The sequence below is a fragment of the Streptomyces sp. NPDC034099 genome (genome assembly GCF_055575415.1).
Window position 1 is genome coordinate 115412 of sequence record NZ_JBVISR010000002.1, and the last position, 15875, is coordinate 131286.

A 15875-nucleotide genomic window follows, 5' to 3' on the forward strand; every position below is an offset into this window, starting at 1 on the left:
GCGGGAGCCACTTTGTTCATCCACGGTACAAAACAGACCGGGGTTCGCGCCACCGGCGCCCGCCGACCGGAAGCGCCGAAACCCGGCGCCCGCCGCTCAGCCGGCGATCGCCTCCCACAGGCTCCACACGCCGAGACCCAGCATGAGCACCGCCGCGATCTTCGTGATCAGCCCCAGCGGCACCCGCTTCATCAGGGCCTTTCCACCGACGATGCCGAGCCCGGCCACCGCCCACAGCGCGAGCACCGCGCCGAGGCCGACGGAGAGCGGGTCGTCGTAGCGGGCCGCGAGGTTGGCCGTCATGATCTGCGTCAGGTCACCGAACTCGGCGACCAGGATGAGCATGAATCCCGCCCCGGCGACCTTCCAGAAGGACTGGTCCCGCGGCTTGCGGACCTCCTCGTCCTCGTCGTCCTTCTTCATCAGCAGCACGGCGGCGCCGCCCAGGAACAGCACCCCGGTCACCGCGTGCACGATCTGCTGGGGCAGCAGGGTCAGCACGCTGCCGGCCGCGACCGCGAGCACCACGTGCAGCAGGAAGGCGGCGGCCACGCCCGCGAAGACGTACGAGGCGCGGTAGCGGGTGCCGAGGACGAGGCCGGCGAGCGCGGTCTTGTCGGGCAGTTCGGCGAGGAAGACGACACCGAAGACGAGCGCCGTCACGGTCAGGCTGATCAAGATTCCTCAATCGGTCGGGGCCACCCCACCGAGAGTGCTGATTGCGCGGACCTCACGATCCCCGCGACACGCGACACCTCGGCACGGCAGCACACGGATCCACCCCTGCCGTACGGCACGGGCGTGCACTGCTGGCCGAAGGTCTCGCTGGCCGGCCCCGCGCACGAGGCCTGCCTCCGGGCGCCGGCTCAGACGAGCTGAGCAGTATGTCGACGGTCCGGCGAAGAGCTACTCCCCTTCTGCGCCGTCCATAGTACGCGAACCCCCGGGCGGCGCCGAGGGCCGAAGGTCCCGCCGCCGCTCCGCCCGACTCGTGTCACGAGTCTCGCCGCACTTCTAGACGTGCCATGCACACGTCACTAACTTCTAACCGTCCGCACACCCGTACGCCATGCGGCGTCGCGAGCATTCCCCTGCCCGCGCCCCAACACCCCCACACCCAAAGGGAGTTCGCATGCCGAAGTTCTACGCGCGTCGACGGCTCGGTTTCCTCGCCGCGTTCACCGGACTCATAGCCTCCGCCGGGCTCCTCAACGGCCCGGCCGCCTCCGCCGCCCTCCCCACCCCGGTCAGCGCGGCCACCGCCCGCACCTACCTCGCCTCCCTCACGGTGGCCACCGAGGACCGCACCGGCTACGACCGCGACCTCTTCCCGCACTGGATCACGCAGTCGGGCACCTGCAACACCCGCGAGACGGTCCTCAAGCGCGACGGCACGAACGTCGTCACCGACTCCGCCTGCGCCGCCACCAGCGGCAGTTGGTACTCCCCCTACGACGGCGCCACCTGGTCCGCCTCCGCCGACGTCGACATCGACCACCTGGTGCCGCTCGCCGAGGCGTGGGACTCCGGTGCCGACTCCTGGACCACCTCGCGGCGGCAGTCCTTCGCCAACGACCTGACCCGGCCCCAGCTCCTCGCCGTCACCGACAACGTCAACCAGGCCAAGGGCGACCAGGACCCGGCCACCTGGATGCCCTCGCGCAGCGCCTACCGCTGCACGTACGTGCGCGCCTGGGTGCAGGTGAAGTACTACTACGACCTCTCGGTCGACTCGGCGGAGAAGTCCGCCCTGCAGGGCTATCTCGCGAACTGCTGACGCCCCCCGCCCGCCGTCCGTTCGGCGCGGGCCCTCCCCACCGGCCTTTGTCGCCCCGTACCGTACGGGGCGACAAAGGAGAGGATCATCATGGCGGAACTGCGCCTGGGGCCACTGCTGAGGTACACCGACGGTTCCCGCGCGACCGTCTGGGTCGAGACGGACGGCCCCTGCACGGCCGAGGTGCGCTGCGCCGACGGCGCCCGCGGCACGGCCCCCAGCTTCCGGATCGCGGACCACCACTACGCCCTGGTGCCGGTCGGCGGCCTGACCCCCGGTACGGCGACGGAGTACGAGGTGTTCCTCGACGGCACGCCCGTGTGGCCGCTGCCGGACTCCCGCTTCCCGCCCTCGGTGATCGCCACACCCACGGACGAGGACGGCCTGCGCGTCGCCTTCGGCTCCTGCCGCTGGGCGGCGCCACCGGCCGGCGGCAAGGACCCGGTGGGCCCGGACGCTCTGGACACCCTCTCCGCCCGCGTCGCGGCCGACCCCGGGGGCGCCCGCCCCGACGTGCTGCTGCTGATCGGCGACCAGGTGTACGCCGACGAGGTCTCCGACGCCACGCGCCGGTGGATCGCCGGCCGCCGCGACCTGGAGCGACCTCCCGGCGACCAGGTCGCCGACTACGAGGAGTACACCCGCCTCTACTACGAGTCCTGGCTCGACCCCGAGGTGCGCTGGCTGCTGTCCACCGTGCCCAGCTGCATGATCTTCGACGACCACGACGTCATCGACGACTGGAACACCTCCGCCGCCTGGCTCGCCGACATGCGGGCCACCGACTGGTGGCAGGAGCGGCTGCTGAGCGGGCTGATGTCGTACTGGGTGTACCAGCAGCTGGGCAACCTCTCCCCGGACGAACTGGCCGCCGACCCGCTGTACACGGCCGTCCGCGAAGCGCCCGACGGCACCGGCGCCCTGCGGGAGTTCGCCGCACGGGCCGACGCCGATCCGGCCTCGGTCCGCTGGAGCTACCGGCGCGACTTCGGGCGCACCAGGCTCCTGATGGTCGACTCCCGCGCGGCCCGCGTCCTGGACGAGGACCGCCGTTCCATGCTCGACCCGGGCGAGGCCGCGTGGCTGCGCGAACAGGTCCTGGACGGGCGGGACGAGGGCGGGGACGGCGACGGCCGTGGCGCGTACGACCACCTGCTGATCGGCACCTCCCTGCCCTGGCTGCTGCCCCACCTGGTGCACGACGTGGAGGCGTGGAACGCCGCGATGTGCGGCGGCGAACGGGGCGCGCGCTGGGCGCGGCTCGGGGAACGGGTACGGCGCGGGGCCGACCTGGAGCACTGGTCCGCGTTCCCCTCGTCCTTCGACGCCCTCGGCGACCTGATCGCCGAGGCCGGTACCGGGCCGGGGGCACCCGCGACGGTGAGCGTGCTCTCGGGCGACGTCCACCACGCCTACGTGGCCGAGCCCTCGTGGCCGGGGCGGGCACCCGACGCGCGGGTGGCCCAGCTGACCTGCTCCCCCGTCCACAACTCCGTGCCGCTCTCGATCCGCCTCGGCTTCCGCTTCGGCTGGAGCGCCCCGGCGCGTGCCCTCGGACGGCGGATCGCCCGGCACGGACGCTGCGCGCCCCCGTCGGTGAGCTGGCGCCGGACGGGCGGGCCCTGGTTCGGCAACCAGATCATGACGCTGACCCTGCGGGGGCGCTCGGCGCGGCTGCGGCTGGAACAGGCCCGGGCGCGCCGGGACGGTACGACCGTGCTGCGGACGGTCACGGACCGGGAGCTGACGTAGCCGCGGACGAGCCGGTCCCCTGCCGGACACCTGTCCGGCAGGGGACCGGCTCGTCCGGCATGGGACGGGGGCGGGGCGGGGTATGAATTGAGTCACGTCCGCGGGTCGCGCCGCGAGCGTGGGAGCGCTCCCACCTGGCCCGGGGACAACGGCGGGCAGGTGACTGCACGTCAGGCTATGGCGAAATGTTGAACTTGCAAGCACTCATTAGGCTCACCTAACGTGGGCAGCCCACTCGGTTCCGTCCCCCACCGGCCCGCCCCGGCCGGCCGACCGAAGGAGCACTCCCCCATGCCCGGACCCCTCAACAGCGCCAGCGCCCAGCCCTACGTACTCGGCTTGTTCCGCATGGTGGTCGGCCTGCTCTTCGCCTGCCACGGCGCCGCCTCCCTCTTCGGCGTCCTCGGCGGCGCCGCGGGATCGGGCGGCACGATCGACGCCGGCACCTGGCCGGGCTGGTACGCGGCCGTGATCCAGCTGGTCGGCGGCGGCCTCGTCCTGCTGGGCCTCGGCACCCGGGCGGCGGCGGTCATCTCCTCCGGCTCCATGGCCTACGCGTACTTCAAGGTGCACCAGCCGGGCGCCCTGTGGCCGATGGAGAACGGCGGCGAGGCCTCCGTCATGTTCTGCTGGGCCTTCCTGCTGCTCGCCTTCACCGGCTCCGGCGCCTTCGGCCTGGACCGGCTCCTCGCCCGGCGCACGGCCGAGCGGGAGGAGTCCGCCCCGGAGCGGCAGACGCCGGTCGCGGCCTGACCGGACCGCCACGGGCTTTCCGGGACTCCGGGTTTCCGCCCCCGGCTCCCCACGGCCCCTCCCGCAGGACGCGACAGCGGTGCCGCCCGGACGTGGAGGCACCGCTGTCGTACGTGTGAACGCCGTGCGTCGATCACACAAGCCCCCTGTGAACCCTCTGTCACACCCCGGGCGTACGCTGTATGGCTGTCATCGGTCGCTCCTGCCGTCCCCGCGTCTCGCGGCATGGCCCGGCCCACGGGGGAATATCGGGGAGTTGTGGTGGTCGAAGGTCTGGGAAGTATCGGGTCGCTGGTCAGCAGCCCATGGATCTATGCGCTGGTGGCCGTTTCGGTGCTCCTCGACATCTTCCTGCCGGTGCTGCCCAGCGGGGTCCTCGTGATCACGGCGGCGACGGCGGCGGCCGCGGGGTCGGGAGCGGCGGCAGCCGGGCGGGTCCCGCAGGACGTTCCCGACATCCTCGTCCTCACGCTCTGCGCGGCGACCGCCTCCGTCGTCGGCGACCTGGCCGTCTACCGCCTCGCCTGGCGCGGCGGGGCACGGCTGGACCGCGCGATCGCCCGTTCCCGGCGGCTGACCACCGCGCAGGAACGTCTCGGCGGGGCGCTGGCCCGCGGCGGCGGTGCCCTCGTCGTCCTGGCCCGTTTCGCCCCGGCCGGCCGCTCGGTCGTCTCGCTCGTCGCCGGCGCGGCGCATCGCCGGATCCGCGAGTTCCTCCCCTGGTCGGCGCTGGCCGGACTGGCCTGGGCCGCGTACAGCGTCGCCCTCGGTTACTTCGGCGGCCAGTGGCTAGGCACGACCTGGCTGGCGACGGGCGTGTCGCTGGTGGCGCTGTTCGGCGCGGGGGCCGGAGCGGCGTACCTGATGCGCCGCCAGCCCCGGACGACGGAGGCGTCGTAGCCCCGCTGGCGGCGGAGGTCTTGGGGCGGGGACGCCTCGTGGCAGGGAGGTCTCGCGGCGCTGCAAGCCTGGCAGCGCCACCAGCCTCGTAGCGACGGCCCGGGCCGCGGGCCGTGCGGACTCCCCGCCCGGCGTCAGGAAGCCCGTCGCGCTCCGGCGCCTCCCCGTATCTCCAGGCCGGCCAGCAGCTCGGACGTGGCCTCGGCGACGGCCTCGACGGCGCGGTCGAAGACCTCCTGGTTGTGCGCGGCCGGCGCGCGGAATCCGGAGACCTTGCGTACGTACTGAAGGGCGGCGGCCCTGATCTCGTCCTCGGTGGCCTCCTCGGCCAGCACGGGCGGACGCAGGGTCTTGATGCTGCGGCACATGACGTCAGTCTCCCCTCTCCAGGTCCACCCGCCAGTCGTTCGACCTGCTCCAGTGGCCCTTCGGATACTCGGAATCGACCTGCCCGAGCAGCGTGAACCCGCCTCCTCGGCAGACCGCGTCGGAAGCGGCGTGGTCCACGCCCGGAAAGGCGTGCAGATACCGGTGGGACCCGATCCTCCACGCCGTCCCTTTCACGGTAGGGCAGGGGTCTGACAGCGGGGCCGGGCCGCGGGGCCACTCGTTCGCGTGAACCACTGAAGGGAACGCGCGCCTCAAAATCGAACAGGCGTATCATTGGCACGTGGCTACGACCTATGATTTCCCCAGTGATCTCCTCGCCGGTCAGGAGGAACTGCATCAGGTCCGGGCCGAGCTGTCGGCCCTGTTGAAGAGACTTCCCTGGTCTGTCGAGCCGCTCGACGGGTTCAGCGACGACAACGGCTGGCGGAAGGTCGAGCGCCCGGCCTCCCCCGGCTGGTCGGAGGACGAGCAGGCCGAGGTCGAGAAGCTCCGTCGGCGCGAGCGCGAGCTGGCCGTGTTCGTCAGCACCCATCGCTACTGGTCGGAGATGACCGGCCCCGACCAGGTGAGTGCCCGATCGGAGCTGAAACACGCCCAGGAGGCAGCGCTGCCGGAGTCCCCGCCCGGGGACGCCTGAGGGGCGTCACCCGGGCAGGACGCGTGAGCACGGTCGACGCGCCACCGCCGCGCCCGCCGAGGCGTTCGAGGACGCGCGGGGAACGACCGCACGCGTAAGGCCCCCGGAAGATCTCCGGGGGCCTTACGCACCGGCGACGGTGCCGGTCCTGGTGGGCGCGGACGGTTTCGAACCGCCGACATCCTGCTTGTAAGGCAGGCGCTCTACCCCTGAGCTACGCACCCAGGACGAGTCGACAGCCTACATGGCCCGGGGCGCGGCTCTGCAAACGCGTTGGCGCCGCGCTCCGGGGGTTAACCCCACCCCCGATCCGGTAGCGGCCCGGATCCCGCCGGGGGCCTGTGCTCCGTACGGTCGAAGAGCCTCATCGAGCAGCTCTCCGCCCACCGCGGAAGGCCCCGGGTGCGGCACCTCGTCGTCCGTCCCAGGGGGAGACCGTCATGCCCGCCCGTACCGTTCCCGTCCGCGCGTTCGCCGCCGCCGGCGCCGTCGTCGTTCTCGTCGCGGGCCTGAGCTCCTGCGCCTCCGCCTCGGACGACAAGGACCCCGAGCACCGGTCCTTCGCCCTCCAGGGCCGCACGCTCACCGTCGACTCCGACGACTCCGCCCTGGAGATCGTCGCCTCGGACGACCACGCGTCCGGGAAGATCGAGGTCACCCGGTGGTTCTCCGGGTCGGTCGCGGTCGGCTCGGATCCCGAGGTGACCTGGAAGATGGACGGCGACCGGCTGGTGCTGCGGATGCACTGCTCCGGTGTGGTCGCCGACTGCGCGGCCAAGCACCGCGTCGAGGTGCCGCGCGGCGTCGCCGTCAAGGTGAAGGACGGGGACGGCAGCGTGCGGGCGAGCGGGTTCAAGGACGCGCTGAACATCCGTACCGGCGACGGCTCCGTGCACGTCACCGACTCCTCCGGGCCGCTGGAACTGCGTACCAGCGACGGTTCCGTACGTGCCGCGGTCACCTCTCGCCAGGTGCGGGCGCACACCGGCGACGGCTCGGTCCGCCTGGAGCTCGGCGCCGTCCCGGACCAGGTGGAGTCCCGCTCCGGCGACGGCTCCGTGACGATCTCGCTGCCCCGGGCCACGTACAAGGTGTCCACCGACACCGGTGACGGCTCGGTCGACGTGTCCGTGCCCACCGACGACACCAGCGCGCATGTGATCGACGCCCGGTCCGGTGACGGCAGAATCACCGTCCGAACCGCGAACTGACCGGCCCGTGTGTTCGTCCCCAACGGGTGGGAGAATGAACCCGGGCAGGACGGACGACACGGGAGAGGGATGTGACGGCGACACCATCGCAGCCGTACTCGCCGATGGTGGCGCGCGCCCAGCGCCTGCCGCACCGCTCCCGCCGGCGCCGCAGGGGCGCGGTCCGTGACGCGCTCACCCTGATGGGTCTGCCCCTGCTCGCCGTGCTGGCGGTGCCCGCGGCGTTCGCCGGGGGCGGTACCCGGCGCTGGTTCGGCGGGCGGGCCGAGAGCCAGCGGGCCGAGGCCCAGACCGCGAAGGACGACGCGGCCGCCGCCTTCTACGAACTGGACACCGCCCAGCGGGACCTGCGGATCTCGATAGAGACGATCGCGGCCGTCGACTCCTCCCCCGCCGCCCGGCGCGCGGTCTCCGACTTCGAGGCGCTGGGCCGGCGCATCGACGAGGTCAGCCACCAGTACATCAGCGCCGTCGACGCCCACGACCTGGACCGGGACGACCTGGAGGCCTCGGCCGCCTCCCGCGCCCGCACCGAACTCACCGCCGCCAAGACCGAGCTGGGCCGGGTCAAACAGGAACTGGACCGCTTCGCCGAGGGCCTCGGCCCCCTCCTCGGCAAGGCCGAGACCCAGCTGGCCCGGCTGGCACCTGCCGTCGAGCGCGCCCGGCAGGCCCTGCTCGCCGCCTCCAACGCCCTGGACGCCGCGCGTGGCTCCGGACTGAAGGCGGACGACCTCGCCACCCGTCTCGCCGCCCTCGGTCCGGAGCTGACCCGGCTGAACCAGGGCGCGGGACAGCACGGAGTGCCCCAGACGCTCGAGCGGGCCGAACGGGTCACCCGTGAGGCCGAGGCGGTCCGCGCCGAGGCGGAACGGCTGCCCGAGCGCGCCGCCGAGATCGGCCACCGCCTGGTCTCCCTGCGCACCCGCGCCGAGGCGCTGACCACCCGGACCGAACAGGTGGAGCCGGTGCTCAGCGAACTGCGGCGCCGGTTCACCGCCGCCTGCTGGCAGGACCTCCAGCACGTGCCGGAGCAGGCTGCCGAATCGGTCCGGCAGGCCGAGCGGAAGCTGGCCGAGGCGCGGACCGCCCGCGACGAGCAGCGCTGGCCCGACGCCACCGCCCTGCTGTCGACGGTACGAGCGCTGCTGAACTCGACCGACGAGGCCGTCTCGGCGGCCGGCGACCGGCTGCGGCGGCTGAACGCCGTCCAGAAGGACCCGCAGCAGGAGATCGAGCGCACCCGCTTCGCGATCCGCGACGCCCAGCGCCTGGCCATGGCCGGGCGCAACACTCCCGAGCCCCGTCATGCGCGTCCCCTGGACGACGCCGTGGCCCGGTTGGAACGGGCGATCACCACGCTGGAGGGCCGGCACCCCGACTACTGGCACTTCCTGACGGAGACGGAAGCGGTCCGGCAGACGGTGGCCCACGTGGTCACGCAGATCCGCGAGGAACGCGGTGCCGGGCACTGATCACCGGGACCGGCCCGAACGGGGCTTCATCGGGCGACCAGGCCCCTTGGAGCACCAGGACCCTCAGCCGACCGGTGCCGGTTAACCTGTGCGCATGCCTCGCTACGAGTACCGCTGCCGCAGCTGCGGCGACACGTTCGAACTGAGCCGTCCGATGGCCGAGTCCTCGGCTCCGGCCGCCTGCCCGGCGGGCCACGACGACACGGTGAAACTGCTGTCGACGGTCGCGGTCGGCGGCTCGGCCTCCGCACCGGCACCGTCGTCGGGCGGCGGCGGTGGCGGTTGCTGCGGTGGCGGCTGCTGCGGCTGAGGCCGCATATTCCCCGCACGGCGAGGAACACGAGGAACAAGCCGCCCGGGCTGCCCAGGACCAGTGAACCGGGGTTGCGTATGCCGTCCAGCAGGAGCCAGCCGCGGGGTGTGACCGCAGCCGATCGTGCGGTCTTCCTCAGGGTCCCTTCAGCCGCGGTTTCCTAGCGTGGCCGTCATGACAGCCATCGCAGCGCAGTCGGCCGCGGACAGCGGTGCGGCACCGCAGTGGATCAACGACCTCATGGACGCCCTCGGTGCCCCCGGTGCCGGTCTCGCCATCGCTCTGGAGAATCTCTTCCCTCCCCTGCCGAGCGAGGTGATCCTGCCGCTCGCCGGGTTCGCGGCGAGCTCCGGCCGGATGAACCTGATCGCCGTCCTGCTGTGGACGACCGCGGGTTCGGTGATCGGCGCGCTCGCCCTGTACGGGATCGGTGCCCTGCTCGGCCGGGACCGCACGGTGGCGATAGCGGGGAAGCTGCCGCTGGTGAAGGTGTCCGACATAGAGAAGACGGAGGCGTGGTTCCTCCGGCACGGGACCAAGGCGGTGTTCTTCGGCCGGATGATCCCCATCTTCCGCAGCCTGATCTCCGTTCCGGCGGGCGTGGAGCGGATGCGGCTGCCGGTCTTCCTCGCCCTGACGACGCTGGGCAGTGCGATCTGGAACACCGTGTTCGTGCTCGCGGGCTACGCGCTGGGGGACAACTGGTCGACGGTCTCGGGCATCGCCTCCACCTACTCGAAGGTGATCCTCGCGGCAGCCGCCCTGGCGCTGGTGGTCTTCGTCGGCATGCGTCTGGTGCGGCCGGGCGCCGGTCACCGGCGGCGGGGCCGCGGAGACGACGGGCGGCACGACACACGGCCGCCGGCCGACGACGACGGCGGCCCCGGCGCCGGAGGCGGTGCCGGGGGCCCGGACGGCGGGTTCAGCGAGCCGGGCCCGCCGCACGCAGGAACTCGCGGAGGATCCGCTCACCGGCCAGGACGCCGCGCTCGGGCAAGGCGCTGATCGTCGGAGCCGTCCACCCGGAGTCGGCCAGTTCGCCGTGGCCCGGGCGCCAGCCGCGGTCGGCGGCCAGGAGCAGGTCGGCGTCGAGGAGCGAGTCGCCGGCGGCGAGGGTGAGTTCGGCGCCGGTGCGGCGGGCGACCTCGTGCACGGCGGCGCTCTTGGTGAGCGGTTTGGGGACGGCGTAGATCTTGCGGCCCTGGAGGGACACGGTCCAGCCGCGGTTCTCCGCCCACACGGCGAGTTCCTTCACCCAGTCCTGCGGCAGCAGGTCGCGTTCGACGACGAGGTAGGCGAAGAGGTCCTCGGCGACCCGGTGCTTGCGCACCCACAGCGGGTCGGCGGTGTTCATCAGGTGGTCGCGGACCTCGGCCAGCGAGGCGCATTCGTCGGCCAGCCGTGCGGTCACCCGGGCGTGCCAGCCGGGGTCGGAGACGCCGTCCACCAGCAGGTGACCGCCGTTGGCGCAGATCGCGTACTTCGACGGCGGGCCGGGGAGGTTGATCCGCTGGTACTGCTTGCGGGTCCGGGTGGTGGTGGGCACGAAGAGGGCCGAGTCGCCGAGGTCGGTGAGCAGTTGGGCGGCCGTCTCGGTCAGGTAGGACAGGGGTCTGCTCTCGTAGACCTCCACGCACAGCAGGCGGGGTGCCCTCAGGTCGGGCATGGTCAGTCCGAGGGCGGCCGCGGAGTAGATGAGCGTGCGGTCGAGGTCGCTGGCGACGAGCACCGGCATCAGAGCGCCACCGCCTTGCCGTCGGCGCCGGTGGCGCCCCGCGTGTACTGCGGGTGGATCAGGCCGACGCAGGTGTACGGGAGGTCGGCGACCTCCTCCACGGGGACGCCCCGCTGTTCGGCCAGCAGGCGGACGTGGTCCAGGTCGGCGCCGGCGCCCGCCCGGGCCAGCACCTTCCACGGGACGCGGCGCAGCATCACCCGCGTGGTCTCGCCGACGCCGGGCTTGACGAGGTTCACGTCGTGGATGCCGTACTCCTCGCTGATGCGCTCGACGGCGGCCCAGCCTTCCCAGGTGGGGGTGCGGTCGGCGGAGAGGAGGTCCTTCGCCTGCGCCTCGACCGTGTCCGTGACCTCGGGGAAGCGGGCGGAGACGGCGTCGAGGAAGACCGGTGACAGGTCGGCGCCGGCGAGTTCGCGGTAGAACTTCGCGCCGTGGAAGTCGTGCGGGCCGACCAGGTCGGCGCGGAGCACGGTGCGGGATATCAGTCCGGAGACGGTGGAGTTGAGGCAGGCGGAGGGGATGAGGAAGTCGTCCCGGGTGCCGTAGGTGCGCACGCAGGAGCCGGGGTCGGCCAGTACGGCGATCTCCGGGTCGAAGCCGCTGATGCCGTCGGAGGTCTCGAACGCGCGCAGGGCCGCGGCGAGTTCGCGGGTGATGGCGCCCTTGCCGGTCCACCCGTCGACGAAGACGACGTCGGCGGGGTCGTGGTGGCCGGCCAGCCACCGCAGCGCGTTGGCGTCGATGCCGCGGCCCCGGACGATCGACACGGCGTAGTGCGGGAGGTCGAGCCCGTGGCGGAACCGCGCCCAGCGGCGCATCAGAACGCCGACAGGGGTCCCCGCGCGGGCGAGGGAGACCAGGACCGGGCGGGGCGAGCGCTCCGCGAGGACGATCTCGGTGACGGCGCCGACGGCGCGCGCCAGCCGCGCGGCGGACGTCTCCAGCGCCGCGTGGAACAGCTGCTGGTACTGCTCGCTGGGCTGGTACTCCACGGGCAGCGACTCCGCGTAGTGCGCGCCGCCGCGCTGGATCGCCTCCTCGCGCTCCTCGGTCGGGGCCTCCAGCGTCACCTCCGAGAGGTCCTGGAGCAGCCAGCCGACCTCGTCGGGCGCGTACGAGGAGAAGTCGGGGCCGCGCAGGGGCTCGGGCAGCATGGAGGGCCTTTCGGGGGCGTGCGGGGCGGTCGGTACGTACGACGGGACGACCGCGAGCAGGACGTGCGGGACGTGTGCGGCGAGCTGGGCCTTCAGTCCGTCCGGGGCGTGCAGCGCGGGGGTGTCGGCGGCCGAGTCGACGACGGCGACGACGGCGACGAAGCCGGCGCCCGCGACGTTGTAGGCGTAACGCTCGCCGGGGCCGTCGGCCGGGTCGTCGTGCGCGGGGAAGACCAGGCGGGTGCGGATGGCGTAACCGGGGTCGTCGACGGCGAGGACGGGAGAGCGGGTGGTGGTGGAGTAGCGCACGGCGACGCCGCCGCCGACGGTCTGCTCCAGGGCCTGGGCCAGACGGAGGGGGGCGTACATGAGTTCCTCGAAGCCGAGGACGAGGACGCGGCGGGCCCCGGCGGGCAGCGCCTCGGCGATCCGCGCCGCCATGGCGGGCAGGGCGGCCTCCAGCCGGGCCCGGTGGGCCGCGGTGAAGCCGTGCCGTCCGCCGTCGGGCACGTCGTGGGGCCAGTGCAGTTCGACGCGCCGTACGGTGCCGGACACCGCCGCGGCCGGGGCCCGACCGGACGGGTCCGTGGCCGCCGTCTCGTGGCGGGCGACCAGTTCCTGGCCCTTCTCCAGCACTCCCGGGGGCAGTCGGACGGTGCCGGAGGCGGTGGTCACCAGGTCCACGCGGGCGCCGATCTCCCGGGCGAAGTCGTCCAGTCGGCCGGCGTCCGCGGGCGAGCGCATGTCGACCAGGGCCACCACGACGTACCGCTTGCGGGGATAGCGCTGGTGCAGGGCGCGGACGGTGTTGAGCACCGTGTTGCCGGTGGAGAACTCGTCGTCGACCAGGACCAGCGGCCCGTCCCCGGCCAGCAGCGCGGGGTCCTCGGGCAGCAGGAGGTGGGACGTCGCGTGCGAGTGGGACTCCTCGAAGCCGCCGGCCCGGGCGACTCCGGTGACCGGACGGCGGGTGGAGTGCAGGTAGGGGGCGGGGCCCAGGCCGTCGGCGACGGAGTGGCCGAGGCCGGTGGCGGTCTCCGCGTAGCCGAGGACGACGGCGCGTCCGGCGGCCTCGGCACCGAGCAGGTCGCGGACGCGTCGGCCGAGGGCGACGCCGTGGCCGTGGACGACGGAGGGCGACTGCGGGACGTGTTTGCCGAGCACGTTGGAGACGAGCAGATGCGCCCGCTTGGGGTTGCGGCGCAGGGCGAGGCCGAGCAGGCCGGTCAGCGCCTCGTCGCCGGTGAGTTCGACGCCGAGCCGCTCGGCGACCCAGCTGCCGGACCAGGCTCCGACGCGCTCTTCGGCGTGGCCCTCGGCGTGCGCCCTGTCGGTCATGTACTCGTGCCTCCCGTTGTCCGCCGCGGCACGGGCCCCGGCGTCGGTCATGGATCGCTTGCGTCCGGTCGCCCGGCGTTCAGTCGGACAGGCCGGCGGCGAGCAGTTCCACGAAGCCGATGTCCTCGTTCGCCACCCCGAAGACCTCGGCGCGCAGCAGGGTCCGCTCGGCCCAGGCGCGGTGGGGCTTCACCTCGTTCATCTTGTTCGTGTACGCCGACCTCATCACGCCGCCGCCGCATCGTTCGGGCCGCAGGATGTCCTGGGCGTCGCTGAACTCCTCGTGGCTGACCACGGACAGTGCGTGCACGGGCAGCACGTGCGAGGGGTGGATGCAGGTCTTGCCCAGCAGGCCGTTGGCCCGGTCCAGGGAGATCTCGCGCAGCAGGCCGTCCATGGAGTGCTCGATGAGCTTCTGGCGCAGCTCGACGGCCTGCCCCTCGAGGAACGGGCTCTGCCGCAGTTGCGGTTTGAACATCCGCTCCTGGACGCGGAAGTACTCCCACACGGGCCCGGTCACCGTGAATCCGGTGCCGTCGGCGCGGGCGAGCATGTTGACCACGTCGGCGATCACGGAGGCGACGATCTGGACGTCGTAGGCGGTCATGTCGGGGCCTCGGCGCAGCCCGTAGGAGGAGCAGAAGTCGGTCACGCCGAGCCGCAGGGCGAGCACCCGGTCCCGGTACTTGTCGACCGCGCGGAAGATGCCCTCCAGCGTCTGCACCCGGGACTCCCGGTACAGCAGGTCCGGGGATTCGAGCACGGGCATGGCGAAGAGCCTGCGGCCGCTGCCGGCCTCGGCGGCGGCGAGCGCCTCCAGGAAGGGCATGCCGCGTTCCCCGGTGAACTTCGGCAGCACGAACCCGGACAGCAGCCGGACGGCGGGGCCGAGGCGCCGTACGAGGTCGGGGATCTGTTCGGGGGTGCGGACCCGGACGAACAGCAGGGGGACGTCGCCGTCGGAACGTTTCTCCAGGTCCGTGAGCTGACGGACGAGGTTCGCCTCGCCGAGGGGTACGTCGGCGTCGTCGATCGAGTCCTCCAGGCACAGCACCATCGACACCAGTCCGCGCGCGCCCTGCTTCAGGATGTCGTCGGCGAGGCTCGGCCGGGTGGCCGGGCTGTAGAGCGTGGCGCCGAGGGCCGCGGACAGCAGCCTGGCCGGCGAGTCCGCCGTGAAGGAGCAGGGTTCCTGGTGAAAGAGACGCTTCCGTACATCAGGGGCTATCTGTCCGAAATGACGCATTTAAACTCCCCCGCGGTGTCTGGGCGACCTGGAATCGTCGAAAGGTGGCCGGTAATAGTACGTAGGTATCCATGTCGGAGGTTCCCACCGGGCATGAATTCCAGGTAACCCGGCCATGTCGGCGAGGGCGACCCGGGGCGGGCGGACACGGGCCGAGTACCCGCCCCCGCGTTGTCGTGACCAGGACCGAGAGGGCAGGATGACGACATGACGCACGCGATGCTGAAGGGGTCGAACGTCCCGCTGCAAGCCACCACGGTACGCGCCGTGCTGCGCTGGACTCCCGGGCAGGGGGTCCCCGACGTCGACGCCTCCGCGCTGCTGCTGGGGCCGGACGACCGCGTGCGTTCCGACGAGGACTTCGTCTTCTACAACCAGCCACGGCACCCCTCCGGTCAGGTCTGGCGGCTCGGCAAGAAGCGCGTCACCGAGGGCCTGACCGACACCATCCAGACGGACCTGTCCGGTGTCGAGCCCTCCGTGGGCCGCATCCTGCTGGTCGCCTCGGCGGACGGCGTGCCCTTCGAACACGTCCGGTCGCTGCGCATCCTGCTGCACGACGCCGCCGCCGACACGGAGCCGCTGGCGTACTTCGACGTCACACCGGAGACCGGCCAGGAGACGGCGCTGATCTGCGGCGAGCTGTACCGGCGCGGGGACGGCTGGAAGTTCCGGGCGCTGGGCGAGGGCTACTCCAACGGGCTCAAGGGCCTGGCGACCGACTTCGGCATCTCGGTGGACGAGTCGGAGGGGGCGGACGACCCCATCTCGGCCCCTCGGCCCGAACAGACGACGGCTGCCCCGTCCGCACCGTCCCAGGCCACACCCGAGCAGCCCACGCCCGCCCAGTCCATGCCCGCTCCGCAGGTCGTCGGCCCCGACCACCCGACGGCCGTGCAGCCCCTCCCGGAGACCTCGCGGCCACTGCCGCCGGAGCAGCCCGCCGGTGTACCGGCGCAGCCCGCGTACGGCTATCCGCAGCAGCCGCCGACGGCCCCGCCCGCCTACGGCTATCCCCAGCCGGACGCCGGGCGGCCCGGGTACGGGTATCCGCAGGCGCCCGCGGCGGCCGGGGTCACCGGGGCGCAGTCCGGCTACGGCTATCCGCAACCGGTCACCGGGGCACCCGATCCGGACTTCCGGCTGCCCCCGCAGGGCCCGCAGTTCGTCGGCCGGTAACCACCACGGGCG

15 protein-coding genes and 1 tRNA gene are annotated in these 15875 nt (G+C 72.8%); 10 read left to right on the top strand and 6 right to left on the bottom strand.

What is annotated here, in order from left to right; genetic code table 11:
* Positions 1 to 96 precede the first annotated feature (96 nt).
* The gene (locus tag ACZ56V_RS05610) at positions 97 to 678 is read right to left on the bottom strand and encodes a TMEM165/GDT1 family protein (RefSeq protein WP_398914133.1); all 582 of its coding nucleotides are present in this window, start codon (positions 676 to 678) and stop codon (positions 97 to 99) included.
* A 454-nt stretch (positions 679 to 1132) separates the two neighbouring features.
* On the opposite strand from ACZ56V_RS05610, the gene ACZ56V_RS05615 reads away from it, so the two are divergent.
* From ACZ56V_RS05615 to ACZ56V_RS05630, 4 genes are all read left to right on the top strand, one after another.
* Entirely contained in the window at positions 1133 to 1777 is a 645-nt protein-coding gene (locus tag ACZ56V_RS05615) for an HNH endonuclease family protein (RefSeq protein WP_398914135.1), read from the top strand.
* 90 nt (positions 1778 to 1867) lie between these two features.
* Positions 1868 to 3529, top strand: coding sequence for an alkaline phosphatase D family protein (locus ACZ56V_RS05620; RefSeq protein WP_468939571.1), 1662 nt, complete (start codon positions 1868 to 1870; stop codon positions 3527 to 3529).
* Between the two features lie 291 nt (positions 3530 to 3820).
* Positions 3821 to 4282 (top strand): DoxX family protein, encoded by a 462-nt coding sequence (locus ACZ56V_RS05625; RefSeq protein WP_356368624.1) that lies wholly within the window; start codon positions 3821 to 3823, stop codon positions 4280 to 4282.
* 225 nt (positions 4283 to 4507) lie between these two features.
* Positions 4508 to 5182, top strand: a complete 675-nt coding sequence (locus ACZ56V_RS05630; RefSeq protein ID WP_198601298.1) for a DedA family protein — start codon at positions 4508 to 4510, stop codon at positions 5180 to 5182.
* Positions 5183 to 5316: 134 nt separating this feature from the next.
* On the opposite strand, the gene ACZ56V_RS05635 is transcribed toward ACZ56V_RS05630, so the two are convergent.
* Positions 5317 to 5550 carry a DUF2277 domain-containing protein gene (locus ACZ56V_RS05635; protein ID WP_356368619.1) on the bottom strand — a complete coding sequence of 78 codons (234 nt, stop codon included), beginning with the start codon at positions 5548 to 5550 and terminating at the stop codon, positions 5317 to 5319.
* A gap of 302 nt (positions 5551 to 5852) precedes the next feature.
* Between ACZ56V_RS05635 and ACZ56V_RS05640 the strand changes: the two genes are divergently transcribed.
* A complete protein-coding gene (locus tag ACZ56V_RS05640; RefSeq protein ID WP_467377817.1) occupies positions 5853 to 6209 on the top strand; it encodes a hypothetical protein in 357 nt (118 codons plus the stop codon).
* Between the two features lie 149 nt (positions 6210 to 6358).
* On the opposite strand, the gene ACZ56V_RS05645 is transcribed toward ACZ56V_RS05640, so the two are convergent.
* A tRNA-Val gene (locus ACZ56V_RS05645) sits at positions 6359 to 6433 on the bottom strand.
* A gap of 216 nt (positions 6434 to 6649) precedes the next feature.
* Between ACZ56V_RS05645 and ACZ56V_RS05650 the strand changes: the two genes are divergently transcribed.
* The 4 genes from ACZ56V_RS05650 (at position 6650) to ACZ56V_RS05665 (ending at position 10213) form a co-directional block, all read left to right on the top strand.
* Entirely contained in the window at positions 6650 to 7420 is a 771-nt protein-coding gene (locus ACZ56V_RS05650; protein ID WP_468939577.1) for a DUF4097 family beta strand repeat-containing protein, read from the top strand.
* A 71-nt stretch (positions 7421 to 7491) separates the two neighbouring features.
* Positions 7492 to 8895 (top strand): coiled-coil domain-containing protein, encoded by a 1404-nt coding sequence (locus ACZ56V_RS05655; RefSeq protein WP_468939580.1) that lies wholly within the window; start codon positions 7492 to 7494, stop codon positions 8893 to 8895.
* Positions 8896 to 8989: 94 nt separating this feature from the next.
* A complete protein-coding gene (locus ACZ56V_RS05660) occupies positions 8990 to 9205 on the top strand; it encodes an FmdB family zinc ribbon protein (RefSeq protein ID WP_076974146.1) in 216 nt (71 codons plus the stop codon).
* Positions 9206 to 9382: 177 nt separating this feature from the next.
* Positions 9383 to 10213 (top strand): DedA family protein, encoded by an 831-nt coding sequence (locus tag ACZ56V_RS05665; RefSeq protein WP_398914146.1) that lies wholly within the window; start codon positions 9383 to 9385, stop codon positions 10211 to 10213.
* Here the strand turns inward: ACZ56V_RS05665 and ACZ56V_RS05670 are convergent.
* The 3 genes from ACZ56V_RS05670 to ACZ56V_RS05680 all read right to left on the bottom strand — a co-directional run bounded on the left by ACZ56V_RS05670 (position 10131) and on the right by ACZ56V_RS05680 (position 14684).
* On the bottom strand, positions 10131 to 10943 hold the full coding sequence (locus tag ACZ56V_RS05670) for an HAD family hydrolase (RefSeq protein ID WP_398914148.1): 813 nt from the start codon (positions 10941 to 10943) through the stop codon (positions 10131 to 10133). The genes ACZ56V_RS05665 and ACZ56V_RS05670 overlap by 83 nt on opposite strands.
* Positions 10943 to 13438 carry a phosphoribosyltransferase gene (locus ACZ56V_RS05675; protein ID WP_468939584.1) on the bottom strand — a complete coding sequence of 832 codons (2496 nt, stop codon included), beginning with the start codon at positions 13436 to 13438 and terminating at the stop codon, positions 10943 to 10945. The genes ACZ56V_RS05670 and ACZ56V_RS05675 overlap by 1 nt, the downstream gene beginning before the upstream one ends.
* Before the next feature lie 79 nt (positions 13439 to 13517).
* Complete coding sequence (locus tag ACZ56V_RS05680) at positions 13518 to 14684, bottom strand: HpcH/HpaI aldolase/citrate lyase family protein (RefSeq protein ID WP_468939587.1); 1167 nt, start codon at positions 14682 to 14684, stop codon at positions 13518 to 13520.
* Between the two features lie 207 nt (positions 14685 to 14891).
* On the opposite strand from ACZ56V_RS05680, the gene ACZ56V_RS05685 reads away from it, so the two are divergent.
* A complete protein-coding gene (locus ACZ56V_RS05685) occupies positions 14892 to 15863 on the top strand; it encodes a TerD family protein (RefSeq protein WP_467377826.1) in 972 nt (323 codons plus the stop codon).
* Positions 15864 to 15875 lie beyond the last annotated feature (12 nt).